Here is a 24,987-nt window from a genome sequence, read left to right as displayed (position 1 = left end):
CAATCCAGCCCGGCGGGCACCTCCAGCCCGCCCGCGACAATCCACCCCCCGCCGGCACCATCCAGCCCCGCCGGCGTTTGAGGCGCGGGGCCCGGGGCGGAGCCCCGATCTTTCAGGCGTCGGCCCCACAGCGGCCCCCACCCAATCCAGCCCCGCCGCCACACTCCAGCCCCGCCGGCGTTTGAGGCGCGGGGCCCGGGGCGGAGCCCCGATCTTTCAGGCGTCGGGCCCCCGCGCCTCGGCCCGACGATCAGGCGGCCCGGGCCGCGAGCCGCGCCCCGAACTCCCGCACGGCCGCCTCCTCCCGGTACGGCTCCAGCCGCGCCCGGAAGTCGTCCAGATACTCCGCCCCCCGGTTCGAGCGGAGCCCCTCCAGCAGTTCCGCCGCCTTCGTGGCCGTCTGGCAGGCCTGTTCCACCTCCCGCTGCTGCACCTGCGCCGCCGCCAGCAGCAGCAGCCCGATGGCCCGGCGCCGCGCCTTGCCCGCCGGGAGCCCCCGCAGGGCCTCCTCCGCCCGCAGGCCCGCCTCCTCCGCCTGCCCCAGGTCCCGGTGGCAGTGGGCCAGCTCGTCCGCGAGGTACGCCTCGTCGAAGTGCCGGATCCACGCCGGGTCGTCGCCCGACTCCGGCTCCGCCCGCTCCAGGGCGCTCACCGCCCGCCCGGACAGCACGGCCGTCGCCCGCGTGTCCCCCAGCAGCGCGTGCCCGCGCGCCTCGGCGGCGTAGAACATGGCCTCGACCCGCGGCGTGACCTGCCCGCGGGTCCCCTCCTGCGCGGCCCTCGCGAGCTGCGCGATCTCCCGCGGATTGCCCAGTTCCGCCGCGAGGTGGCTCATGGACGCCGCGAGCACGTAGCCCCCGTACGCGCGGTCTCCGGCCGCCTGGGCCAGCCGTAGCGCCTGGATGTAGTAGCGCTGGGCCAGTCCCGGCTGGCCGGTGTCCACGGCCATGTAGCCCGCCAGCTCCGTCAGCCGGGCCACGGCCGCGAACAGCCCCCTCCCCACCGGCTCCCGGTACGAGCCGCCGATCAGCCCGGACACCACCGAGTTGAGGTAGTGCACGACCACCGGCCGGACGTGCCCGCTGCCGAAGCGGTGGTCGAGGTCCTTGAGCGCCTCGGTGGTCGCCCGGACCGCCTCGACGTCCGACATGCCGACGCGCGACCCACCGCTGCGGGCGACCTGGGTGTCGGCCCCGGTGATCAGCCAGTCGCGGCTCGGCTCGACGAGCGCGGACGCCGCCACGCTCGAGCCCGCCAGGAAGTCGCGGCGGCCGACGTCGCTGCGCCACAGCTCGCAGACCTGCTCGATCGCGCCGATGACGGTCGGGGAGAACTGCAGGCCGACGCCGGAGGCGAGGTTCTTGCCGTTGGCCATGCCGATCTCGTCGATGGTGACGGTCCGGCCGAGTTTGCGCCCGAGGGCCTCGGCGATGATTCCGGGAGCCCGGCCGCGCGGCTGCTGGCCGCGCAGCCAGCGGGCCACGGAGGTCTTGTCGTAGCGGAGATCGAGGCCGTGCTCGGCCCCGCACATGTTCACGCGCCGGGCGAGCCCGGCGTTGGAGCACCCGGCTTCCTGGATGAGCGCCTGTAGCCGTTCGTTCGGCTGGCGGGCGACGAGAGGCCTGGCTGCCATGAAAACCCCCTGCTGGCCGCGGGTGATCGTTGGAATGATCACTTCCCGCCTGATGTGCGGAGAATCTTCCGCTCTGCGTCGTGTCGCTACCCAACTCCAGCGCCCCGGCCTCCCACGCGCCCCCACACATGCATCAATGCGCCCCGTATGCAGGATCGATGCTCCGCCCACCGGGCGGTTTACGCCCGTAACCCCGGGTGGGCCGGGGAGTTGTGATGGGCGTGGAAGAGACCATGGGAGTCACGGAGACCGCACCCATCCCCAAGCAGCGCGGCGAGCAGCTGCTGGACCATGCCGTGCGGTACGCGGAAGAACGGCACTGGGATGTCTTCGCCGGCACCTGGTTGGAGCCCGGGGACGGCCGGGAGCTGTGCTCCTGCGGGGCGGCGGACTGTCCGGTGCCCGGCGCGCACCCGGCGGTGAAGGACTGGGCGGCGCACGCCACCGGCAGCGCGGTGCAGGTGCGGCGGATCTGGGCGAAGCACCCGGAGGCCTCGATCCTGCTGCCGACGGGCCGCACGTTCGACGCGCTGGACGTGCCGGAGTCGGCCGGATTCCTGGCGCTGGCGCGGCTGGAGCGGATGCAGCGCACCCTCGGTCCGGTCACCCTCACGCCCGACCACCGGATGCTGTTCTTCGTCCTCCCGGGGGCGGGCGTCAAGGTGGCGGACCTCGTGCGCAAGCTGGGCTGGTCGCCGAGCGGGCTCGACCTGGTCGCGCGGGGCGAGGGCGAGTACGTGGCCGCCCCGCCCACCCGCTTCGGCGGCCGCGGCTCGGTCCAGTGGGCGCGGCGGCCCACCCCGGCGAACCGGTGGCTGCCGGACACGGAGGAGCTGATCGACGCGCTGGCGTACGCCTGCGGGAGCGAGGCGGCGGCGGACCGCAAGCGGCGCCAGGGCTGACGCTCCCGCCTCGGGGCCGCGAACTCATGACATAAGTAACTGCTCGGCCTCTCCCCCTCCTCCTATGGTGAGGAAAGAACGACCAAACGGGGACGTGACGAGAGGCAGGCGCATGCCGGACCAGGGCGATGCGACGGGTGGAGCGTACGGGACGGGTGGCGCGGGATCCGCGCCGTCCGCCGTGCGGGTGGAAGGTCTGTGGAAGCGCTTCGGTGAGCAGGTGGCCGTCGCCGGGATCGATCTGGAGCTGCCCGCGGGCAAGTTCATCGGTCTGGTGGGCCCGAACGGGGCGGGCAAGACGACGACGCTGTCGATGGTGACCGGACTGCTGCGCCCGGACATGGGGCGGGTGCTCGTCGCCGGGCGCGACGTGTGGGCGGACCCGACCGAGGTGAAGGCCCGGATCGGCGTGCTGCCCGAGGGGCTGCGGCTGTTCGAGCGGCTGTCGGGGCGCGAACTGCTCGGCTACATGGGCCGCATGCGCGGGCTGCCGGGCGAGGAGACCGACAAGCGGGCCACGCAGCTGCTGGAGGTCCTCGACCTCGCGGGCTCGCAGCACAAGCTGGTCGTGGACTACTCGACGGGCATGCGGAAGAAGATCGGGCTGGCGGCCGCGCTGCTGCACAACCCCGAAGTGCTGTTCCTGGACGAACCGTTCGAGGGTGTCGACCCGGTGTCGGCGCAGACCATCCGCAGGGTGCTGGAACGTTACACCGCGTCCGGTGCCACGGTCGTCTTCTCCTCCCACGTGATGGAGCTCGTCGAGTCGCTGTGCGACTGGGTGGCCGTGATGGCCGCCGGCCGGATCCAGGCCGCCGGCCCGCTGGCCGACGTACGGGGCTCCGCGCCCTCCCTGCAGGCCGCGTTCCTCCAACTGGTCGGCGCGCACGGGCGCGACGTGGCCGGGGACTCGCTGGACTGGCTCGGCGGCGGCTCCGGGACGGTCGCGCCATGACCTCGCCCGCCACTCCCGCCGCGGGCGCCCCGGGTGCCACGGACGCCGCTGCTTCAGGTGCCGTCACTCCGGCCGCCTCCGCCGCTCCTGCCGCTTCCGGCGCCTCCGTGGCGTCGGTCCCGCTGACCCCGATCTTCGTCCGCCTGAAGCTCTCGCTGCTGCGCAACGGGCTGAAGGGCTCCTCGAAGCGCAAGGCTGCCTACTTCACGACGCTGGGCTTCGCCCTGCTGGTCGGCTTCTTCGTCACGCTCGGCCTGTCGATGCTGCACGGGAACGCCCACGCGGGCACGGTCGTCGTCCTGCTGGCCGCGATCCTGGCGCTCGGCTGGGCCTTCATGCCGCTGTTCTTCCCCACTGGCGACGAGACGCTCGACCCGACCCGGCTGGTCATGCTGCCGCTGCGGCCGCGTCCTCTCGTACGGGCGCTCTTCGCCTCCTCACTGGTCGGGATCGGGCCGCTGTTCACGCTGTGCCTGGCCGCCGGCTCCGTGATAGCCGTCGCGCGCGGCGCGGCCGGCGCGGTGGCCGCGGTGGTGGGCGCGCCCCTGCTGGTGCTCGGCTGCGTCGCCCTCGCCCGGGCGGTGGCCACGGCCAACGTACGGCTGCTGACCAGCCGCAAGGGGCGGGACCTGGCGCTGCTCAGCGGCCTGCTGATCGCGGTGGGCGCGCAGGTGGCCAACTTCGCCAGCCAGAGCCTGCTCGAGGCCGGCGGCCTGTCGGCGCTGGAGCCCGCCGAGGCGGTGGTGCGGTGGCTGCCGCCCGCGACCGCCGTCGGCATGGTCGACTCCGTGAGCCAGGGCGCGTACGGGGTGGCGGCCGCCCAACTGGCCCTGACGCTCGCCGCCCTGGCCGCCCTCCTGTGGTTCTGGGAGCGGACCCTGACCAAGCTGATGGTCACCCCGGACGGCTCGACCATCGCGGCCGTCCGGCCGGTCAAGGACCGCGGCGAAGGCGGCTTCTGGTCGCTGCTGCCCGCGGGGCGGACGGGCGCGACCATGCAGCGCACCCTGCGCTACGTCGTCCGCGACCCGAAGACCAAGGCCTCCTGGGTGACCGCGCTGGCGATCGGCCTGATCATCCCGGTCTTCAACGCCCTCCAGGGCACGGGATCCCTCTACCTCGCCTGCTTCGGCGCGGGCATGCTCGGCGTGCAGATGTACAACCAGTTCGGGCAGGACACCTCGGCGTTCTGGATGGTCGCGCAGACCATCTCCGGACCGCGCGACGCGTACGTGGAACTGCGCGCCCGGGCCGCCGCGCTGGCCCTGGTCACGGTCCCGTACACGGTCCTCGTCACGGCGGTCACCGCCGCCCTGATCGGCGACTGGTCCGCCTTCCCCGCGGCCCTGGGCCTGGCCCTGGCCCTGGTGGGCTCGATGCTCTGCACGGGCGCGCTGGCCTCGGCCCGCTTCCCGTACTCCATCCCGTCGGACGGCGCATTCAAGAACGTCGCCCCGGGGCAGGGCGGACTCGCCTGGATGGGCATCTTCGCCGGACTGGGGGTGTCGGCGGTGATCTGCGCCCCGGTGATCGCCCTGACGATCTGGCTCAACGTGGCCGACCACCACGACGTTTCCTGGATCCTGCTCCCCCTGGGCGTGGTCTGGGGCGCGCTGGCCACCTGGGCGGGTCTGCGGCTGGCGGCCCCGACGGTGGCGCGGAAGCTGCCGGAGATCCTGTGGGCGGTGAGCAAGGGCTGACGCGAGCAAGCCCACGCCGCATGAGGCGAGCCCGCTCCGGAGACTTCCGGGGCGGGCTCTCTGTTGCGTAGTTGCCCAGGAGGTACGCGTCCGGCCGCTGGGAGCAGGTGGTCGCCTGCGGCCGACGTGGCGAGCGGCGAGCGGGGCGGTTCAGCCGGCGGCGAGCAGGACGAGCACGGCGCCGGAGCCCGCGAAGACGACGGCGTGCCGGAGGTTCTGCAGGTAGGGCATCACCCAGCGGGGGAAGCCCTGCTCGGCGGCGCGGAGCATGGACGTGACGTCGATGCGCTGGAGTTCGGCGTCACCGCTCTCGGCGAAGGCGGCGGTGACGGACGGCACGGCGGTCAGGTTCGAGTAGAGGATCACGCAGTTCACGAGGATGACGAGCGGCTGGACGATCCAGGTGAGCGTCTCGTCCCACGAGCTCCCGGCGATCCCGAGCACGGCGGGCACGGCCAGGGACGCGGCGATCCCGACGGGGGCCCAGGTCTCGTGCCCGCCGGCGTCGAGGCGCATGCCGTTCTCGGCCATGACGGTGGTACGCACGCCCTGACGCCCCAACTCGGCCTCGACGGCGGCCTGGGCACGGCTCCCGTAGCGGCTGCGGACGAGCGGGATGCTCAGGAAGGCGAGGGCGATCAGGACCTGCAGGGCGGCGACGGCGTTCATCGGGGGGCCTCGTTTCGGTGTGCTTGCCTGGCGACAGGCACACCATGAACCCGCCCCCTGACACCCCCCGAACACCCACCTGACAAACCGCTGACACGCCCGCGCGGGAGGCAGCGTCCGCGTCTGTCTCGGCCTGCCCGCCGGGACGGGCGGCCCGGGCCCGGGCGCCCGTCAGGGGCGCGTCATGGCGCCGTGGTTCTGACTTCGGCCAGGAAAGGTTCCACGGCCGCGCGCCAGGCCGTTGGCTGGTCGTAGTGGAGGTAGTGGCCGGCGTCGGGGATTTCCGCGTAGCGGCCGGCCGGGAGGACGCGGACCATTTCCTGGGCTTCGGCCCGGCCCAGTTCGCCGTCGAGGCCGCGGACCACCAGGGTCGGGCAGCGGACCTGGGCCAGTTCCTCCCAGTGGGCGTCGTGGACCCAGGTCTCGCGGGCCGTCAGCATCTGGCGGCGGGAGAAGACCGGGCGCCAGCCGTCCTGCGCCTCGTGCATGACCTCGGCGAAGAAGGCGCCGCGGCCGGGGTCGGGCCGTTCCACCCGGGGGTCGTCCTCGCCGAACCAGCGGCGGGCCGCGTCCTGGGTGGGGAAGGGGAGGGGCCAGCGGTGGAACCAGTCCTCCCATTCCTGCTGGGAGGCCGCACCGAGGGCCGAGGCGCGCATGTCGCAGATGACCAGGGCTTCGACCAGGTCCGGGCGGCGGGCCGCGAGCTGCCAGGCGGTCAGGGCGCCCATGGAGTGGCCGATCAACGTCACGGGGGCCAGGCCGAGCTGTGCGACGACGGCCTCGGCGTCGGCCACGAAGGCCTCGCGGCCCAAGGAGGTGTGGACGTCGGGGCCGGGGGGCGGGCGGTCGCTCTGGCCGTGTCCGCGCTGGTCCAGGGCCACGACGCGGTGGCGCTCGCGGAGCCAGCGGGCGGTGCCGGTCCAGTGGAAGGCCCGGCCCATCAGGCCGTGCAATAACAGCACCCCGGGGCGGGGGGCGGGCTCGACCGCTGCTTCGCGGAACTCCCAGGCGGCCAGGCGGACGCCGTCGGCCCCCGTCACATCGATGCGCTGTACCACCGCAGATGCACCCCCTTCGCTCCCCACCAGACTATCGAACCCGTATTCGAAAACGGGGTTCTCGCCCACAACACCGCTCTTTCGAGTGACCTTGCTCAAGGATTGGCCGCCGCTGCCGATGGAGATCCTTTCAACAGGGAGGCGGGCCGCTCGGGGAAGACGGTCCGAGGGGATGACCTTGAGAGCTCGGGGCTCCAGGTCGCAAAGGGGAGGACCGGTCCCGGCGCCGCAAGGCGCCGGGACCGCCCACACCACAACCGATCCGCGGGATCCGCGGAACCCGCAGGGCTGAGGACCCCTACGGACGAATCCACGCCGCCGCGAACGACGCCGGCCGCAGGATCAGCGCTTCGCCACGAACACGTGCGAGGCGACCTCCGCGTCCAGCTCGGCGGCCTCGCCACCACTGCCGACCAGCACACCCCCCGGAGACTCGGTCACACTCACCACCGAGCCGGGCTGTACCCCCGCCCGCCGGAGCGTATACATCAACTGGGCGTCCGTCTGGATCGGCTCACCGATCCGGCGCACGACCACCGTCTTGCCCTCACTGCCCGCGTCGAGCTCGGCCAGGCTGACCATGCCGTCCTCCAGGAACGGATCGGCCTCCGCCTTCTCACCCAGCTCCTCCAGCCCCGGGATCGGGTTCCCGTACGGCGACTCGGTCGGGTGGCGCAGCAGCTCCAGCACCCGCCGCTCCACCGCCTCGCTCATCACGTGCTCCCAGCGGCAGGCCTCGGCGTGCACCTGCTCCCATTCCAGGCCGATGACGTCGACGAGCAGACACTCGGCGAGCCGGTGCTTGCGCATCACGCGCGTCGCCAGCCGCCGCCCCTCGTCCGTCAGCTCAAGGTGCCGGTCGCTGGCGACGGCCACCAGGCCGTCCCGCTCCATCCGCGCCACCGTCTGGCTCACCGTCGGACCGCTCTGGTCGAGCCGCTCGGCGATACGGGCGCGCATGGGGACCACACCTTCCTCTTCCAGCTCAAGGATGGTGCGGAGATACATCTCCGTGGTATCGATCAGTCCGGACATTCGTGCCCCTCGGATTGCGTGCGCTGGCCCTGCCCCCAATTCTGACGCATCGGACAGACAACCGTCCCGTGCCGAGGGTCAAGACGGGTCCCGGACATCTCCGGGGAAGATCGCACGGATGTCGCCGACGGGCCCCGCCCGGACGTTTCGGCGCGGGATTGACGTTCGTATTGACACGCCCTTGGTCCAGACCGCACGGTGAGCGGCGAACACGGACGCACCCCCCACCTCCGGAAGGGCCAACGGCGTATGAGCGAGAGCAAGCTGGCCGGTCAGTTCTTCGACGCTGCCATCGGCCTGCTGGAGCGGGTGCGGGACCAGGAGGCCGCGCACATCGCCGAGGCCGGCTCCCTCGTCGCCGACGCCGTCGCCTCCGGCAACCGGCTCTTCGCCTTCGGCGCCGGGCACTCCTCGCTGCCCGCCCAGGACGTGGTCTACCGGGCCGGCGGCCTGGCCCTGATGAACTTCCTCGCCGTCCCGGGCACGACCGGCATCGACGTCATGCCCGCCACGCTGGGCAGCGCCCTGGAACGGGTCGACGGCCTCGCCGGCGCCGTCCTGGACAGCAGCCCCGCCTCCGACGGCGACGTCCTCGTGATCATCTCCCTCTCCGGGCGCAACGCCCTGCCCGTCGAGATGGCCATGAACGCCCGCGCCATCGGCCTCAAGGTCATCGGCGTGACCTCGGTGGCGTACGCGACCGGGACCAAGTCGCGGCACGTCTCCGGCACCTTCCTCAAGGACCACTGCGACGTCGTCCTCGACAGCAAGATCGCGGTCGGCGACGCCGAGCTGAGCATCGACGGCATCGACGCGCCCTTCGCCCCCGCCTCCACCGTCGTGACCAGCGCGATCATGCAGGCGGTCATGGCGGCGGCGGCCGGCGAGCTCGCCGACCGCGGGGTGGAGCCGCCGCTGCTGCGCTCGGGCAACGTCGACGGCGGCCACGAATGGAACGGCCGCGTGATGCAGGAGTACGGCGACCGGATCTTCTTCCGGCACTGACCCCGGCCGGTCGCCGGGCGCGGGCCCCGTTTCTACGATGGGTGGGAAGGGAACCCGGGACCCGGAGACCAGACCCGGAGACCAGACCCGGAGATCGGACCGGGATCAGACCCGGTGACCAGACCAGGAGATCGGACCAGGGATCAGACCCGGAGATCAGAGGTGACCGGGCATGTCCGCCACTCCCGCCCCGAAGCCGGCACCCGCCGCGGCGCACGCCTCCCGACGGGTCCTGCGGGCCGGTGCGGCGGCGCTCCTGCTGCTCCTGACGGGCGGCGTGGCGGCCCCGGCCGCCCTGAGCGCCCAGACCGCCCAGACCGCCCAGGGCCGGGCCCAGGCCGCGTCCCTCTCCGCCGCCGCAGCGCGACAGGCCGACGCACGGCAGGACCCCGCACGGCACGACGGCCTCCGCCCCGTCGCCCAGGACCTCGACCCGGCCACCGTCGCCCGGCTCGACGCCGCGATCACCGCGGCGATGAAGAAAGACGCCATCCCCGGCGTGATCGTCGGCGTGTGGATACCCGGCCGCGGCGACTACGTGAAGTCCTTCGGCGTCGCCGACCAGGCGTCCGGGACACCCATGAAGTCCGACCTCCACATGCGCATCGGCAGCGTCACCAAGACGTTCACCGTCACCGCCGTCCTCCAGCTCGTCGACCAGGGACGCATCGGCCTCGACGACCCGATCTCGAAGTACGTGGCCGGAGTCCCGGGCGGCGACCGGATCACCCTGCGGCAGCTCGCCGCCATGCGCAGCGGCCTGTACGACTACACCAGCGACCCGAAGTTCCTCGACGCCCTGCGCACCGACCCGCAGCGCACCTACACCCCGCAGCAGCTGCTCGACCTCGCCTTCACCCACCCCGCGAACTTCGCGCCGGGAGCGAAGTGGGAGTACAGCAACACCAACACCGTGCTGCTCGGCCTGGTCGTCGAGAAGATCGGCGGGCAGCCGCTGCACACCTTCCTCCAGCAGCACGTGTTCGGCCCGCTGAAGCTGACCAGCACCTCCCTGCCGACCGGCGCGGAGTTCCCCGAGCCGCACGCGCAGGGCTACACGACCTTCACCCCGGACGGCACCGTCGCCGAGGCCACCACCTGGAACCCCTCCTGGGCCTGGGCCGCCGGCGCCGCCATCTCCGACCTCGACGACCTGCACACCTGGGTCCCGGCCCTCGTCGACGGCCGGCTGCTGACCCCCGCCACGCAGGCGCAGCGGCTGCGCACCGAATCCGTCGGCGTGCCGGGCGTCTCGTACGGCCTCGGCATCGCCGACGTCAACGGCTGGCTCGGGCACAACGGCGAACTGCCGGGATACGAGTCCATAGCGGCCGGACTGCCGCAGCAGAAGGCCACGCTCGTCGTCCTGGTCAACTCCGACGTGGACCGCGGCGGCTCGTACAGCACCGCCATCGGCCGGGCCGTCACGCAGATCGTCACCCCGGACCACGTGTGGACCCTGCCCTCCCCGGCCCAGGTCGGCGAGAACCGCAACTAGGGCGCGGGCGCGGCGCCTCCCGCCGCCAGGTCCAGGTCGGCCGCGACCCGGGCCGCGACCTCCTCCGCGTACGCCGCGTCCGCCTGCTCGAAGGCGACCCGCGAGGGCCCGCGCAGGAAGGTCAGCGCCCCCAGGGTCCGCCCCCGGCTCCGCAGCACCGTGCACAGCCCGTGCGCAGCGCCCTCGGGCCACTGGCGGACCCGCGCCCACTCCGCGTCCGCCTCCCCGCGCGGGGCGCTGGTCCGCACCGAGCCGATCCGGTCCAGCGCCTGCAGCGCCGGGTGCCCGGCCACGTACCGCACGGGGATCGACCCGGGCCCCGACAGCGCCGGCGGTGACGCGCCGGACCGTACGAGCCTTCGCCGATCGGGGTCGGCCGTCGGATCCAGTACGTCCAGCAGCACGTGCTCGGCGAAACCGGCGAGGGCGAAGTCCAGGCGTACCGCGGCCGCCTCGGCCGGGTCCTCGCACTCGGCGGCGGCCCGCCCGGCCCGGTGCAGCTGATGGGACCGGAACCGCAGCCGCGCCGTGTCCAGCTGCTCCTGCCGGGCCTCGGTGACGTCCTGGAACAGCCAGCCGACGCCCAGCGGCACCGGCTCCTCCGCGAGCGGCGAGGCCAGTCGCAGGAACCCGCACCGCCAGCACCTGCGCCGCACCCCCTCCGCCGTGCGCACCGACACCCACATCTCCACCGGCGCGGGCGGCGCCCCCTCGGCGAGCACGTGCTGCAGGGCGCCTTCGAGCTCCTCCACGCCCTGGGTGAGCAGCTCCCCGAGCGGCCGCCCGAGCAGCGCGGTGCGGCCGGTGCCGAAGGCGCGCGCGGCGTGCGCGTTGACCACGGCGGGGCGCAGGTCGACGTCGACGAGGACGACGCCCCACGAGGCGTCCTCCATCAGGGCCTCGCTCAGCGCGATCGACCGCTCCAGGTCGATCTGCGCGTGCACCTCGCTGAAGGCGCAGTACACCCCGGCGGGTTTCCCGTCCGCGCCCGGCACCCCGGCGGACTGGGTCCGTACGAGCACGCGCCCGCCGTCCTTGGTCAGCAGCGCGAACTCGTGCACCTGCCGCCCGGGCACGTGCTGGGCCGCCATGAGTCTGTCCTGCACGTCCTGCGCGTCGGCGGCCCGCACCGCCCACCCCTCGAACCCCTTGCGCCCCACGGCCTCACCGGCGGACCAGCCCAGGATCCGCTCGGCCTCCCGGTTCCAGTGGGTGATCACGCCGTCGGCGTCGAACGCGCACAGGGCGGCGTCCATCCCGTCCAGCAGCGCTGCGAGCAGATCGTCGGTGGTCTCGTTACGCCCGGAAGCAGTCACCTGGCACCCCCAGCAGGTGTTCGCGTGTGCGGCACGTCAGATCATTCAACGCGAACGTGACGCAGCCCACACCGCATTCGGGGAAATCGATCCACACCCATAGGCCCAGGGACTGCACGAACGGGGCGACCACACGTTCGAGTGACCTCGCCTGATTCGTGCGCACGGCACGGTCCACGTGCCTAGCGTCATGGGGACCACGAGAAGGGAGGTCGCTCGCTCCCTCACACGGGCGACCAGCCCCGGTCATCACGATCCCAGGATCAGACGAGGTGCCTCGATGACTACGTTTTCCACAGGTGAACAGACCCACCAGGCTGTGCTTCCTCAGCAGCCTGCTCTGGAATCCGTGTGCGCAGACACTCCTGGGAGCAGGAACGAAACGGCTCGCGGAGTCCCGGCGGCAAGGCCGGGCACCGGTGTTGAACATGGGCGAGGGGAGACCGGCGGCGTCCGCACCGGGACGCGTCGGCGACACGCCCGACCCGCTGCTTCGGCAGCGGCGACGGCAGAGACCGGGAGCGGTGACGCTCCCCGCCTGGCAGCAGCCCGGGTGTTCGTGCTGGCGAAGGGAGGCGAGCCGCTCATGCCCTGCCATCCTGCCCGTGCCCGCGCGTTGCTCGACAGCGGACGTGCCGTCGTCGCACGGCGAGCCCCTTTCGCCATCCGGCTCAAGCACCGGACCCGCACGGGCTCCACCGTCGAGGGCGTACAGCTGCGCCTCGACCCCGGCTCCAAGGCGACGGGCATCGCGATCACTGACGAGCGCCGTCAAGTCGACCCGCAGGCGCGAGCCCCCGTCGTCCGCCGGGGGCTGATCGCGATCGAACTCCGGCACCGGGGACAGCAGATCCACAGGGGGATGATGCGCCGCGCGGGCTACCGTCGCCGCAGGCGCTCGGCGAATCTCCGGTACCGGGCACCTCGATACGAAAACCGCCCCCGGCCGGCTGGTTGGCTTCCCCCGTCCTTGCGTCACCGCATCGACGCCACCCTGTCTCTCGTCACGCGACTCTGCCGGTACGCGCCGGTTGTCGAGATCCATGTGGAACAGGTCGCCTTCGATACGGCCGCTGTCGCCGGAGTCAGGCCATCCGAGATACGGGGCAACCCGGACTCGACGCTCGCCGGATCCGAGGTCCGCGAGTTCCTTCTGGCCAAATGGAATAGATCTTGCGCCTACTGCGGTGCCACCGGAGTGCCTCTCAACATCGAGCACGTCCGGCCCCGGAGCCGCGGGGGATCGGATCGCATGTCGAATCTCGTCCTCGCCTGCATCCCCTGCAATCAGGCGAAGGGGACGTCACGCGTCGAAGAATTCCTGTCCGGGCAGCCCACTCGACTGGCCGACGTGATCACCCAGCTCCGGAAACCGCTCCAGGACGTCGCGGTCATGAACGCCACCAGGCTCCAGGTCGTGGAAGCCCTCACAACGCTGGGTGTGCCCGTGCACACCTGGTCGGGCGGTCGTACGCGCTGGAACCGTTTCGCGGCGAGGCTGCCGAAGAGCCACACGCTCGACGCCCTGGCGACCGGGGTCATCATCCCCGAGCGAGGGGACGCCGTCGTCCGCGTACCCGCACAGGTCCTGGTGGTGACATCGACGGGACGTGGTTCGTACGCCAGGACCACCCCGGACCGCTTCGGCTTCCCCCGCTTGCAACGGCCGCGCGGCAAGGTCCACCACGGGTACGCGACCGGAGACCTGGTGGAGGCTGTCCTTTCCAAGGGGAAGTGGGTCGGCAAGTGGGTCGGACGTATCGCGGTGCGGACCAGTGGTCAGCACCGGATTACGACGCTGACCAGCCGGTTTGACGTCTCCCACCGGAATCTTCGACTCCTGCAGAGGGCCGATGGATACACCTACGGATTCGCCCGCGAAATTCCATTGAACGAGCAGCGCAGGGCTGCTTACAGTGGTCCCACACTGAAAGGAGGTGATCCCGGAAATGTATGAAATCCGGACGCGTGAGGTGACTGCGGGCTAAGCGCCCGTCGTCGCACGCACCCAGTGCGGTGCCCGGCGGGATCGCCAGGCGCCAATCCACAGCAGTCACCCGACCCGCGGGCTCGCCGGTACGTCCGGCCGGCTTCTCCCACTGCAGGGGAGAGACCCGAGCCCGCGGGTCGTCTGTTTCCCGCGGCCGCGCCGCTACGGGCAGAGCCGCTCGACGCGCCACTCGTCCGCGTCCAGGACGTAGCGCAGGCGGTCGTGCAGGCGGTTCTCGTGGCCCTGCCAGAACTCCACCGCGTCCGGGACCACGCGCAGCCCGCCCCACTCCGGCGGGACCGGGACCTGCTCGCCCTCCGGGTAGCGGGCGGCGAGCTCGGCGTAGCGGCGGTCCAGCTCCGCGCGGGAGCCGATCACGCTGGACTGCTCGCTCGCCCAGGCGCCCAGCTGGGAGCCGTGCGGGCGGGAGCGGAAGTACGCCGCGGTCTCGTCGCGGCCGATGCGGGTCGCCGTGCCGGTGACGACCACCTGGCGGGAGATGGGGTGCCAGGGGAAGAGCAGGGACACGTACGGGTTCTCGGCGATCTCGCGGCCCTTGCGGGAGGCGTAGTTGGTGAAGAACACGAACCCCCGCCCGTCGAACTGCTTCATCAGCACCGTGCGCGAGCTGGGCCGTCCGTCGGCGGTGGCCGTCGAGACGATCATGGCGTTCGGTTCGAAGAGGTGCGAGTCCGCGGCCTGCTGGAACCACAGGGCGAACTGGTCCATCGGGGACCCGGCGAGCGTCTCCTGGTGGACGATCTCCGAGCGGTACTGCTTGCGCATCATGGCGGGGTCAATGTCCTGGTCGGTCACGCGGGCCATCCTGCCGCAGCGCGACCGGTGACGGTGTGCCGTATGTCACGCTTCCGCAGTCGGGGCGGAGCGGCCAAAATCTTGGGGCCGGTCCGAAGGTGCCCAAGCGGGTGACCATCGGCCGTGCCGGGCATCAACGGGGATGACCGCGCCGGACCGCGAGTCACGCCGGGAGCCGCGCGTGTTCGCACTATCTGAGGAGCCGCCTGATGTCCGACTTCGTACCCGGGCTCGAAGGGGTCGTCGCGTTCGAGACCGAGATCGCCGAACCGGATAAGGAAGGCGGTTCCCTCCGCTACCGCGGGGTCGACATCGAGGATCTCGTCGGGCACGTCTCCTTCGGGAACGTCTGGGGCCTGCTGGTCGACGGTGCCTTCAACCCCGGCCTGCCGGCCGCCGAGCCCTTCCCGATCCCGGTCCACTCCGGTGACATCCGCGTCGACGTCCAGTCCGCGCTGGCCATGCTCGCCCCCGTGTGGGGTCTGAAACCGCTCCTGGACATCGACGAGCAGACCGCCCGCGACGACCTGGCGCGCGCGGCCGTGATGGCGCTGTCGTACGTCGCCCAGTCCGCCCGCGGCCAGGGCCTGCCCATGGTGCCGCAGCGGGAGATCGACAAGGCCGAGTCCGTGGTCGAGCGGTTCATGATCCGCTGGCGGGGCGAGCCGGACCCGAAGCACGTCAAGGCCGTCGACGCGTACTGGACCTCCGCCGCCGAGCACGGGATGAACGCCTCCACCTTCACGGCGCGGGTGATCGCCTCGACCGGTGCGGACGTCGCCGCCGCGCTGTCCGGCGCCGTGGGCGCCATGTCGGGGCCGCTGCACGGCGGGGCGCCGTCCCGCGTGCTCGGCATGATCGAGGAGATCGAGCGCACCGGCGACGCCGTGGCGTACGTGAAGAAGGCCCTGGACAAGGGCGAGCGGCTGATGGGCTTCGGGCACCGCGTCTACCGCGCCGAGGACCCGCGCGCCCGCGTGCTGCGGCGCACCGCCAAGGAGCTGGACGCGCCGCGCTACGAGGTGGCCGCCGCACTGGAGAAGGCCGCGCTGGAGGAGCTGCACGCGCGCCGGCCCGACCGGGTGCTGGCCACCAACGTGGAGTTCTGGGCCGCGATCATGCTGGACTTCGCCGAGGTCCCGGCGCACATGTTCACGTCGATGTTCAGCTGCGCCCGTACCGCGGGCTGGTCCGCGCACATCCTGGAGCAGAAGCGCACGGGCCGCCTGGTGCGGCCGTCGGCCCGCTACACGGGGCCGGGCCGGCGCAACCCGCAGGAGATCGAGGGCTACGCGGACATCGCCGAGACCGCCTGACGGCCTCCGTCCCCTTCCACCGCGCGGCGCCGCGTCCCGCACTCCTCCGGGGCGCGGCGCCCCTGCCACGTACCGGAGCGCCCGTGCGCAAGATCCCCTACGTCGTCCTCGGCCTCAGCGCGCTGCTCTTCGCCGTGTTCGCGTTGCGGCGCAGGCTGGTGTTGCGCCGACGCGGAGTCGCGGTACCGGCCCACTGCTCCGCCGTGCAACGGCCCGCGGAGGGCGGCCCGGCCCGGCTCACGCTGCGCTACCCGACTCCCGAAGGCCGCACCCGGACCCATCTGGCCGGCGCCGGCGACTGCCCTCCGGGGACGCGGGAGGGCGACTCGGTCGAGGTGCTGTACGACCCGAGGGACCCGTCCCGGGCCGAGACCGCGCTCGCGGCCCGGACAGCGCCCTGGCAGCACTACGACCTGTTCGGGCTGATGGGGGTGTCCCTCGCGGTGACGCTGGTGTCCGCCTTCGGCTGACCGACGGGGCTCCGCCTCAGGCCAGGGTCGTGTCGATGATCCGGGACCACTGGGCGACCACGCGGGCCCGGCGGGCCGCGTCGTCGGTGAGTACGTTGGCCAGGCCCAGGCCGCGGGCCATGTCGAGGAGGCCCTGCACGGTCTCCCGTACGCCCGGCTCGGACTCGTCCGCGCCCAGCAGCTCGACGGCTATGCGGTGGGTCTCGCGGCCGACCCGGGCCTCCAGTTCGGTGACCCGGGGGCGCAGCTGCTCCTCGTTGGAGGCGGCGACCCACAGCTGGAGCGCGGCCCGGAAGAGGGTGCCCGTGTACAGGTCCACGAGGGCCTCGACCACGGCCGGGCGGGCGACCGGGCCTGCGTGGAACAGGTCGCGCAGGGCTGTGGACCGCTCCTCGGCCACGTACTCGACGGCCGCCGTGAACAGGTCCTCGCGGGTCGGGAAGTGGTGCTGGGCGGCGCCGCGCGAGACGCCGGCGCGTTCGGCGACGACGGCGACGGTGGAGCCGGCCCAGCCGTGTTCCGCCAGGCAGGACACGGCCGCCTCCAGGAGGTGGCGGCGGGTGACGCGGCTGCGCGCCTGCTTGGGGCCGGACGTGCCGGTCGCCCCGGCCCCGGCTCCGGCTCCGGTCCCGGCCCCGGCTCCGGTCCCGGACCCGGTCGCCCCCGTCGTGCCGGTCACAGTGCCCATGACGGTTCCCGGCGCTCGAAGCGGGCGGTGATGCCCTCGCGGGCCTCGGCGGAGGCGAACAGTCCCGCGGACAGCTCCGTCAGGCGGGCCCCGTCGCGCTCCAGGGCCTCGCACACGGCCGCGGCGGTCAGCGCCTTCGTCGCGGCCAGGCCCTGCGGGGAGGCCTTGCGCAGACCGGCGAGTACGGGCTCCAGGGCCTCGTCCACGTCGTCGGCGTGCAGGGTGAGCAGGCCGATCCGGGCGGCCTCGGCGGCGTCGAAGGTCTCCGCGGTGAGGAAGTAGCGGGCGGCGGCGCGCGGGTCGAGGCGCGGGAGCAGCGGGATGGAGATCACCGCGGGGGCGAGGCCCAGATGGGTCTCGGTGAAGGCGTACGAGGACTGCGGCCCGGCGGCGGCGATGTCGCAGACGCCGAGCAGGCCGAGGCCGCCGGCGCGGACGTGGCCGGTGACGCGGGCGAGGACGGGCTTGGGCAGCCCGGCGGTCTCGCGGAGCAGGGCGAGGAAGTCGGCCGGGTCGAAGGGGGACTTGAGGTCGGCGCCGGAGCAGAAGGTGGTGCCGGTGTGGGTGAGGACGACGGCCCGGACCGCCGGGTCCGCCCCGGCGGCGGCGAGGGCGGCGCGGAGGTCTGCGACGAGCTCCGCGGAGAGGGCGTTGCGGTTGGCCGGGGAGTCGAGGGTGAGGGTGGTGACGCCGGTCGCCTGGGCGGCGTGCACGAGTGGGGCCATGTCTCCTCCGGAGCGGTCTGCGGGTCCCCTGCGGGGGGGGCTTGGCGGTGTGCGGATATCCCTCGGGGAGGGTACGTCGGCGAGTCCTTGCGGTTGCCCTGCGGGGGCTTGGCGATGTCTTCTCGGCTCGCGCCGTGTGCCGGGCGCTGCCCGGACCCGCGCCTCAAACGCCGGCGGGGCTGAATGTGCCGGTTCCCTGCGGGGCTTGGCGGTGTCCGGGGGTGGGTCGGTGCCCCGCACGAGGATCTCCTCGGCTCGCGCACTTGGCAGTGGTCCAGCCGTACGGCCTGGGTTGCGCGCTCGTCCTGCGGGGACCCTCCTGCGTGTCCCCGCCCCACCGGCCGGCTTCGGCAGTGCGGGGGAAGTTCCTTCGCGTGACTGGGGCGGAGGGGAGTGGGGACGTGCCGGGGTGTCCCCGCAGGACGAGCGCGCAACCCAGGCCGATGGCCGGGACCTGCCCGCAGGCGCGAGCCGAGGAGACACCCCGGCACGGCCCCACGCACCGACCTGCACCGACAAACCCGCACCATCCAGCCCCGCCGGCGATTGAGGCGCGAGTCCGGGCAGCACCCGGAAGCTCAGCGCAGGCAAATTCAGCCTCGCCGGCGTTTGAGGCGCGGGTCCGGGCAGCGCCCGGCACACGGCGTGAGCCCCGCCCCCCTGCCGAGACATCCGCAGGGCAAGCCGTCAGTACGACTTTGGGAGGCCCAGGGTCTGGTGGGAGACGTAGTTGAGGATCATCTCGCGGCTGACCGGGGCGATCCGGGCCACGCGGGAGGCGGTGATGAGGGAGCCCAGGCCGTATTCGCGGGTGAGGCCGTTGCCGCCGAGGGTGTGGACGGACTGGTCCACCGCCCTCACGCATGCCTCCCCCGCGGCGTACTTCGCCATGTTCGCGGCCTCCCCCGCCCCCATGTCGTCGCCCGCGTCGTACAGCCGCGCGGCCTTCTGCATCATCAGGCGCGCCAGCTCCAGCTCGATGTGGGCCTGCGCGAGGGGGTGCGCCACGGCCTGGTGGGCGCCGATGGGCTCCTTCCAGACCTGGCGGGTCTTCGCGTAGTCCACGGCCTTGGCGAGGGCGTAGCGGCCCATCCCGATGGCGAAGGCGGCGGTCATGATCCGCTCGGGGTTGAGTCCGGCGAACAGCTGGAGCAGGCCCGCGTCCTCGTCGCCGACCAGCGCGTCGGCGGGCAGCCGCACGTCGTCGAGGACGAGCTCGAACTGCTTCTCCGCCGCCTGCAGTTCCATGTCGATGACCGTGCGGAGGAAGCCGGGGGTGTCGCGCGGGACGATGAAGAGGCAGGGCTTGAGGCGGCCGGACCGGGCGTCCTCGGTGCGGCCGACGACGAGGGTGGCGTCGGCGATGTCGACGCCGGAGATGAAGACCTTGCGGCCGGTGAGGACCCAGCCGTCGCCGTCGCGGCGGGCCGTGGTGGTGATCCGGTGGGAGTTGGATCCGGCGTCGGGTTCGGTGATGCCGAAGGCCATGGTGCGGCTGCCGTCGGCGAGGCCGGGGAGCCAGGCCCGCTTCTGGGCCTCGGTGCCGAAGCGGGCGATGACCGTGCCGCAGATGGCGGGCGAGACGACCATCATGAGGAGCGGGCAGCCCGCCGCGCCCAGTTCTTCGAGGACGATGGACAGTTCGGCGATGCCGCCGCCTCCGCCTCCGTACTCCTCGGGGAGGTTGACCCCGAGGTAGCCGAGCTTCGCGGCGTCGGCCCACAGCTCGTCGGGGTGTCCGCCTTCGCGGGCGACGCGGGCGAGGTACTCGCGGCCGTAGCGCTGTCCGAGGGCGGCGACGGCGGTGCGCAGGGCCGTGTGTTCGTCGGTTTCGAGGGTGGGGCTCATGGCTGCGTTTCCTCCTGGACTACGGCGAGCAGGGCGCCGAACTCGACCTGTTGGCCGGTGACGGCGTGGAGCGCGGTGAGCGTGCCGGAGGCGGGAGCGAGGATGCGGTGCTCCATCTTCATGGCCTCCAGCCAGAGCAGGGGCTGCCCGGCGGTGACGGGTTTTCCGGGGGCGAGGCCCTCGGCGATGCGGACGACGGTGCCGGGCATGGGGGCGAGCAGGGAGCCCGGTTCGGTGCGGTCCTGGGGGTCGGGGAACCGGGGGACGGGGGTGAGGGTGTGGGCGCCGAGCGCGGAGTCCACGTAGACCTCGGTGTTGTTCGAATTTCGTTTCACGTGGAACATCCGCCGGATTCCCTCGACTTCGAGGGTGACGAGGGCGGGGGTGGCGGCCAGCACCCGGATGCCCGGGTGGTCGACGAGCCGGCCGGGCCGGTAGCGGACCTCGTACTCGGTGCCGGCCGCGGTGTAGCGGCGGGTCTGCGGCTGGGAGCGGACGTTGCGCCAGCCGCCGAGGCGGGCGGCGAGGGGGGCGTCCGGTGCGGGGGCCGCTTCGGCGAGGGCCGCGGCGAGGGCGGCCGGGGTGGCGTCCGGGGCGCCCTCGGTGAGGCCGGCGAGGTGGCGCTCGTAGAAGCCGGTGTCGAGCTGCCCGGCGGTGAACTCCGGGTGGCGCAGGGACCGTACGAGGAGCTCGCGGTTGGTGGTGAGCCCGTGGATGCGGGCTCCGGCGAGGGCGTGGGCGAGGGTGCGGACGGCCTCGGCGCGCGTGGGGGCGTGGGCGACGACCTTGGCGAGCATGGGGTCGTAGTGGATGCCGACGGTGTCCCCGTCGGTGAAGCCGGTGTCGACGCGGACCTCGCCGGGGAGGGCGAGGGTGTGCAGGACTCCGGTCTGGGGGCGCCAGTCCTGGGCGGGGTCCTCGGCGTAGAGGCGGGCCTCGACGGCGTGGCCGGTGGGCTCCGGGGGTGCGGGCGCCAGCGCCTCGCCCTCGGCGATCCGCAGCTGGAGGGCCACGAGGTCGAGGCCGAAGACGGCTTCGGTGACGGGGTGTTCGACCTGGAGGCGGGTGTTCATCTCCAGGAAGTACGGGCGTCCGTCGGCGGTGACGAGGAACTCGACGGTGCCGGCGCCCTGGTAGGAGACGGCGCGGGCGGCGGCGACGGCGGCCGTGTGCAGGCTCTCGCGCAGGGCTTCGGGGAGGCCGGGTGCGGGGGCCTCCTCGATGACCTTCTGGTGGCGGCGCTGGAGGGAGCAGTCGCGGGTGCCGAGTGCCCAGACGGTGCCGTGGGCGTCGGCGAGGATCTGCACCTCGACGTGGCGGCCCCGCTCGACGTACGGCTCGGCGAACACCTCGCCGTCGCCGAAGGCCGACAGGGCCTCGGCGCGGGCCCCGTCGAGGGCTTCCCGGAGGCTGCCGAGGTCGCGGACCACGCGCATCCCGCGGCCTCCGCCCCCGGCCGCGGCCTTGAGGAGGAGGGGCAGGTCGGCGGGGGTGGCGGTGGCCGGGTCGACGGGGTCGAGGAGCGGCACGCCGGCGGCGCGCATCAGTTCCTTGGCCCGGGTCTTGGAGGCCATGGCCTCGATGGCCTCGGGGGGCGGGCCGATCCAGGTCAGGCCGGAGTCCCGGACCTCGCGGGCGAAGTCGGCGTTCTCGGAGAGGAAGCCGTAGCCGGGGTGGACGGCGTCGGCGCCGGCGGCGAGGGCGGCCTTGATGATCAGGTCGCCGCGCAGGTAGGTGTCTGCGGGGGCCGCGCCGGGCAGGCGGACGGCCGCGTCCGCGTCGCGGACGTGCAGGGCGTCGGCGTCCGGGTCGGAGTGCACGGCGACCGTGGCCAGGCCGAGGGCGCGGGCGGTGCGGAAGATCCGGACGGCGATCTCGCCCCGGTTGGCGACGAGCAGGGAGGTGATCAGCTGGGTCATGTGAGGGCTCACATCCGGAAGACGCCGAAGCCGCCACGGGCGCCCTCGACGGGGGCGTTGTGGACGGCCGACAGGCACAGGCCGAGGACGGTGCGGGTGTCGCGGGGGTCGATGACCCCGTCGTCGTACAGCCGCCCGGACAGGAACATCGGCAGGGACTCCGACTCGATCTGCGCCTCCACGAAGGCGCGCATCCCGGCGTCGGCCTCCTCGTCGTACGGCTGTCCCTTCGCGGCGGCCGACTGCCGGGAGACGATGGAGAGCACGCCGGCGAGCTGCTGGGGGCCCATGACGGCGGACTTGGCGCTGGGCCAGGCGAAGAGGAAGCGGGGCTCGTAGGCGCGGCCGCACATGCCGTAGTGGCCGGCGCCGTAGCTCGCGCCGATGAGCACGGAGAGGTGGGGGACGCGGGAGTTGGAGACCGCGTTGATCATCATCGAGCCGTGCTTGATGATGCCGCCCTGCTCGTACTCCTTGCCGACCATGTAGCCGGTGGTGTTGTGGAGGAAGACGAGCGGGATGTCGCGCTGGTTGGCGAGCTGGATGAACTGCGCGGCCTTCTGGGACTCGGCGCTGAACAGCACGCCCTGGGCGTTGGCGAGGATGCCGACCGGGTAGCCGTGCAGGGTGGCCCAGCCGGTGACGAGGCTGGTGCCGTAGAGGGGCTTGAACTCGTCGAAGTCGGAGGCGTCGACGATGCGTGCGATGACCTCGCGCGGGTCGAAGGGCGTCTTGAGGTCGGGAGGGACGATGCCGAGGAGTTCCTCGGGGTCGTGGAGGGGTTCCTCGGCCTTCGGGGGGTCCTGGTGCGGCTTGCGGTGGTTCAGGCGGGCGACGACGCGGCGGGCCCGGCGGATCGCGTCGTGCTCGTCGAGGGCGTAGTAGTCGGCGAGGCCGGAGATGCGGGCGTGCATGTCGGCCCCGCCGAGGGACTCGTCGTCGCTCTCCTCGCCGGTGGCCATCTTGACCAGGGGCGGGCCGCCGAGGAACACCTTGGAGCGGTCTTTGATCATGATGGTGTGGTCGGACATGCCGGGGATGTACGCGCCTCCGGCGGTGGAGTTGCCGAAGACGACCGCGACGGTCGGGATGCCGTCGGCCGAGAGCCGGGTGAGGTCGCGGAAGATCGCCCCGCCCGGGATGAAGATCTCCTTCTGGGAGGGCAGGTCGGCGCCGCCGGACTCCACGAGGCTGATGCAGGGGAGTCGGTTCTGCCGGGCGATCTCGTTGGCCCGCAGCGCCTTCTTCAGCGTCCAGGGGTTGCTGGCCCCGCCGCGGACCGTGGGGTCGTTGGCGGTGACCAGGCACTCGACGCCCTCGACCGTGCCGATGCCGGTGACCATGGAGGCGCCGACGGGGTAGTCGCTGCCCCAGGCGGCCAGCGGGGACAGCTCCAGGAACGGGGTGTCCGGGTCGAGGAGCAGCTCCACGCGCTCGCGGGCCAGGAGCTTGCCGCGCTGCTTGTGGCGGGCCGTGTACTTCTCGCCGCCGCCCTGCAGTGCCTTGGCGTGCTCGGCGTCGAGGGCGGCGAGGCGTTCCAGCGCGGCGGTACGGGCCTGCGCGTGCTCGGGGGCGTGCGGGTCGACGGTGGTGCGCAGGCGGGTCATGGGCCGGTCCCCTCCGGGGCGGGTACGGGGCCCTGGGCGGGCCGCAGCAGGCGGGTGGGGATGTCGAGGTGGCGGGCGCGGAGCCATTCGCCGAGGGCCTTGGCCTGGGGGTCGAACCGGTGGCCGGAGGCGACGCCGTCGCCGAGGATGCCGGTGATGGTGAAGTTCAGGGCGCGGAGGTTGGGGAGCGGGTGGCGGTGCACTGCGTGCGGGCGGGTCTCGGGGAGCAGGTGCCGGAACAGCTCCGTGGTGAGGGTGGCGTGCAGCCATTCCCAGGCTTCGTCGGACTCGACCCATACGCCGACGTTGGCGTCGCCGCCCTTGTCGCCGCTGCGGGCCCCGGCCAGTGTCCCGAGGGGGGCGCGGGTGGTGGGCCCTGCGGGCGGCTCGTCCCCCGAACCGGGGCTCCGCCCCAGACCCCGCGCCTCAAACGCCGGCGAGGCTGAAAGATCGGGGCTCCGCCCCGGACCCCGCTCCTCAAACGCCGGAGGGGCTGAAAAGACAGCCCCCGCCGGGTCCGGGGCGGAGCCCCGGGGCGGGGGGCTGGGGGCGGAGCCCACAGTTTCGGGAAGGGGCGGGGTGGGGGAAAGGCTCCGCGCAGCGGGCAGCGGGAGGCGGGTGCCGTCCGGCAGGACTGCCGTGTGGGGGACGGACTCCGCCGGGGTCAGGGTCGACGTGAAGACGCCGTACGGCTGGGCCGGGCCGGGTGGGGCGGTGACGTGGAAGCCCGGGTAGCTGCCGAGCGCCAGTTCGATCGCCGTGGACGTCAGGGCGCGGCCGACGCGGTCCGGGGACGGGTCGCGCACCACCAGCCGCAGCAGCGCGCTCGCCGTTTCCTCCGTCGCGGCGTCCTCGTGGTCCGTGCGGGACAGGGTCCAGTCGGCGGTGGCCACGCCCTCCAGGGCCTCGGCCAGCTGCGCGCGGACCAGGGCCGCCTTGGCCTCGATGTCCAGGCCGGTCAGGACGAAGACGACCTCGTTGCGCCAGCCGCCGATGCGGGTGACGCCCACCTTGAGGGTGGGCGGCGGGGGTTCGCCCTGCACTCCGGTGATGCGCACGCGGTCCGCGCCCTCGTCCGTCAGCCTGACCGTGTCCAGGCGGGCCGTGACGTCCGGGCCGAGGTAGCGCACGCCCTGGGTCTCGTAGAGGAGTTGGGCCGTGACGGTGCCGGCGGTGACGGCTCCGCCCGTGCCCGGGTGCTTGGTGATCACCGACGAGCCGTCCGCGGAGATCTCCGCGAGGGGGAAGCCCGGACGGCGGACGTCGTGCGCGGTGAAGAAGGCGTAGTTGCCGCCGGTGGCCTGGGTGCCGCACTCCAGGACGTGGCCCGCGACCACCGCCCCCGCCAGCCGGTCGTGGTCGTCCGGGGCCCAGTCGAACCACCAGGCCGCGGGGCCGCTGACCAGCGCCGCGTCCGTGACCCGGCCGGTCACGACCACGTCCGCGCCGGCTCGCAGGCAGGCCGTGATCCCGGCGCCCCCGAGGTAGGCGTTGGCGGTCAGCGCCCCGTCCTCGCCCGGTGCGAGGTCGTCGCCCTCGACGTGGGCCACGGAGACGGGGACGCCTGCCTTGGCGGCCAGGGCCCGTACCGCGTCGGCGAGTCCGGCCGGGTTGAGGCCGCCGGCGTTCGCGACGATCCGTACGCCCCGATCGTGCGCGAGCCCGAGCCCTTCCTCCAGCTGGCGCAGGAAGGTCTTGGCGTAGCCGAGGTCGGGGTTCTTCAGGCGGTCGCGGCCCAGGATCAACATGGTCAGCTCGGCCAGGTAGTCCCCGGTCACCACGTCCAGCGGGCCGCCGGTGAGCATCTCCCGCAGGGCGCTGAAGCGGTCCCCGTAGA

The 24,987-nt window shown here is 73.1% G+C and carries 20 protein-coding genes; 8 read left to right on the top strand and 12 right to left on the bottom strand.

From position 1 onward, the window contains the following. Positions 1–250: 250 nt before the first annotated feature. Positions 251–1,633: a transcriptional regulator gene (locus OG534_RS20605; protein ID WP_326589638.1), complete on the bottom strand. Its 1,383-nt coding sequence runs from the start codon at positions 1,631–1,633 to the stop codon at positions 251–253. A gap of 233 nt (positions 1,634–1,866) precedes the next feature. Between OG534_RS20605 and OG534_RS20600 the strand changes: the two genes are divergently transcribed. From OG534_RS20600 to OG534_RS20590, 3 genes are all read left to right on the top strand, one after another. Next, positions 1,867–2,535, top strand: a complete 669-nt coding sequence (locus tag OG534_RS20600; RefSeq protein WP_326589636.1) for a bifunctional DNA primase/polymerase — start codon at positions 1,867–1,869, stop codon at positions 2,533–2,535. A gap of 112 nt (positions 2,536–2,647) precedes the next feature. Continuing rightward, a complete protein-coding gene (locus OG534_RS20595; protein WP_326589634.1) occupies positions 2,648–3,490 on the top strand; it encodes an ABC transporter ATP-binding protein in 843 nt (280 codons plus the stop codon). After that, positions 3,487–5,190 (top strand): transporter, encoded by a 1,704-nt coding sequence (locus OG534_RS20590; protein ID WP_326589633.1) that lies wholly within the window; start codon positions 3,487–3,489, stop codon positions 5,188–5,190. The genes OG534_RS20595 and OG534_RS20590 overlap by 4 nt, the downstream gene beginning before the upstream one ends. Positions 5,191–5,340: 150 nt before the next feature. Here the strand turns inward: OG534_RS20590 and OG534_RS20585 are convergent, their stop codons facing one another. The 3 genes from OG534_RS20585 to OG534_RS20575 all read right to left on the bottom strand — a co-directional run bounded on the left by OG534_RS20585 (position 5,341) and on the right by OG534_RS20575 (position 7,952). Further along, positions 5,341–5,859, bottom strand: a complete 519-nt coding sequence (locus OG534_RS20585; RefSeq protein ID WP_326589632.1) for a hypothetical protein — start codon at positions 5,857–5,859, stop codon at positions 5,341–5,343. Positions 5,860–6,041: 182 nt separating this feature from the next. Continuing rightward, the gene (locus OG534_RS20580) at positions 6,042–6,917 is read right to left on the bottom strand and encodes an alpha/beta fold hydrolase (RefSeq protein ID WP_326589631.1); all 876 of its coding nucleotides are present in this window, start codon (positions 6,915–6,917) and stop codon (positions 6,042–6,044) included. A 342-nt stretch (positions 6,918–7,259) separates the two neighbouring features. Further along, positions 7,260–7,952, bottom strand: coding sequence for a metal-dependent transcriptional regulator (locus OG534_RS20575; protein WP_326589630.1), 693 nt, complete (start codon positions 7,950–7,952; stop codon positions 7,260–7,262). A 249-nt stretch (positions 7,953–8,201) separates the two neighbouring features. On the opposite strand from OG534_RS20575, the gene OG534_RS20570 reads away from it, so the two are divergent. Together OG534_RS20570 and OG534_RS20565 are read left to right on the top strand one after the other, a co-directional pair. Further along, positions 8,202–8,957: an SIS domain-containing protein gene (locus tag OG534_RS20570; protein ID WP_326589629.1), complete on the top strand. Its 756-nt coding sequence runs from the start codon at positions 8,202–8,204 to the stop codon at positions 8,955–8,957. A 172-nt stretch (positions 8,958–9,129) separates the two neighbouring features. After that, a complete protein-coding gene (locus OG534_RS20565) occupies positions 9,130–10,455 on the top strand; it encodes a serine hydrolase domain-containing protein (RefSeq protein WP_326589628.1) in 1,326 nt (441 codons plus the stop codon). On the opposite strand, the gene OG534_RS20560 is transcribed toward OG534_RS20565, so the two are convergent. Continuing rightward, positions 10,452–11,771, bottom strand: coding sequence for a PAS domain-containing protein (locus tag OG534_RS20560; protein ID WP_326589627.1), 1,320 nt, complete (start codon positions 11,769–11,771; stop codon positions 10,452–10,454). The two genes, OG534_RS20565 and OG534_RS20560, sit on opposite strands and share 4 nt — an antisense overlap. Positions 11,772–12,324: 553 nt before the next feature. Here OG534_RS20560 and iscB point away from each other — a divergent pair. Continuing rightward, positions 12,325–13,728, top strand: a complete 1,404-nt coding sequence (gene iscB / locus OG534_RS20555) for an RNA-guided endonuclease IscB (RefSeq protein WP_326589626.1) — start codon at positions 12,325–12,327, stop codon at positions 13,726–13,728. Positions 13,729–13,923: 195 nt separating this feature from the next. Here the strand turns inward: iscB and pdxH are convergent, their stop codons facing one another. Next, positions 13,924–14,586 carry a pyridoxamine 5'-phosphate oxidase gene (pdxH, locus tag OG534_RS20550; protein WP_326589625.1) on the bottom strand — a complete coding sequence of 221 codons (663 nt, stop codon included), beginning with the start codon at positions 14,584–14,586 and terminating at the stop codon, positions 13,924–13,926. Positions 14,587–14,786: 200 nt separating this feature from the next. Between pdxH and OG534_RS20545 the strand changes: the two genes are divergently transcribed. Both OG534_RS20545 and OG534_RS20540 read left to right on the top strand, forming a co-directional pair. Then, the gene (locus OG534_RS20545) at positions 14,787–15,893 is read left to right on the top strand and encodes a citrate synthase 2 (protein ID WP_326589623.1); all 1,107 of its coding nucleotides are present in this window, start codon (positions 14,787–14,789) and stop codon (positions 15,891–15,893) included. An 83-nt stretch (positions 15,894–15,976) separates the two neighbouring features. Continuing rightward, a complete protein-coding gene (locus OG534_RS20540) occupies positions 15,977–16,363 on the top strand; it encodes a DUF3592 domain-containing protein (RefSeq protein WP_326589621.1) in 387 nt (128 codons plus the stop codon). Positions 16,364–16,379: 16 nt separating this feature from the next. On the opposite strand, the gene OG534_RS20535 is transcribed toward OG534_RS20540, so the two are convergent. The 6 genes from OG534_RS20535 to OG534_RS20510 all read right to left on the bottom strand — a co-directional run bounded on the left by OG534_RS20535 (position 16,380) and on the right by OG534_RS20510 (position 24,955). Next, on the bottom strand, positions 16,380–17,051 hold the full coding sequence (locus OG534_RS20535; protein ID WP_326589620.1) for a TetR/AcrR family transcriptional regulator: 672 nt from the start codon (positions 17,049–17,051) through the stop codon (positions 16,380–16,382). Continuing rightward, positions 17,039–17,776: an enoyl-CoA hydratase family protein gene (locus tag OG534_RS20530; RefSeq protein ID WP_326589619.1), complete on the bottom strand. Its 738-nt coding sequence runs from the start codon at positions 17,774–17,776 to the stop codon at positions 17,039–17,041. Before OG534_RS20530 ends, OG534_RS20535 begins: the two co-directional genes overlap by 13 nt. A gap of 687 nt (positions 17,777–18,463) precedes the next feature. Continuing rightward, the gene (locus tag OG534_RS20525; RefSeq protein ID WP_326589617.1) at positions 18,464–19,624 is read right to left on the bottom strand and encodes an acyl-CoA dehydrogenase family protein; all 1,161 of its coding nucleotides are present in this window, start codon (positions 19,622–19,624) and stop codon (positions 18,464–18,466) included. Then, a complete protein-coding gene (locus OG534_RS20520) occupies positions 19,621–21,543 on the bottom strand; it encodes an acetyl/propionyl/methylcrotonyl-CoA carboxylase subunit alpha (RefSeq protein ID WP_326589616.1) in 1,923 nt (640 codons plus the stop codon). Before OG534_RS20520 ends, OG534_RS20525 begins: the two co-directional genes overlap by 4 nt. A gap of 8 nt (positions 21,544–21,551) precedes the next feature. Beyond that, the gene (locus tag OG534_RS20515; RefSeq protein ID WP_326589615.1) at positions 21,552–23,150 is read right to left on the bottom strand and encodes an acyl-CoA carboxylase subunit beta; all 1,599 of its coding nucleotides are present in this window, start codon (positions 23,148–23,150) and stop codon (positions 21,552–21,554) included. Beyond that, a complete protein-coding gene (locus OG534_RS20510) occupies positions 23,147–24,955 on the bottom strand; it encodes an acyclic terpene utilization AtuA family protein (RefSeq protein WP_326593726.1) in 1,809 nt (602 codons plus the stop codon). The genes OG534_RS20515 and OG534_RS20510 overlap by 4 nt, the downstream gene beginning before the upstream one ends. Between the last annotated feature and the right edge of the window lie 32 nt (positions 24,956–24,987).

The organism is Streptomyces sp. NBC_01294 (assembly GCF_035917235.1).
GTDB classification, from domain to species: Bacteria; Actinomycetota; Actinomycetes; order Streptomycetales; family Streptomycetaceae; genus Streptomyces; species Streptomyces caledonius.
Note: the sequence above shows the minus strand (reverse complement) of the source record. Positions and strands in the feature narration are given on the sequence as shown.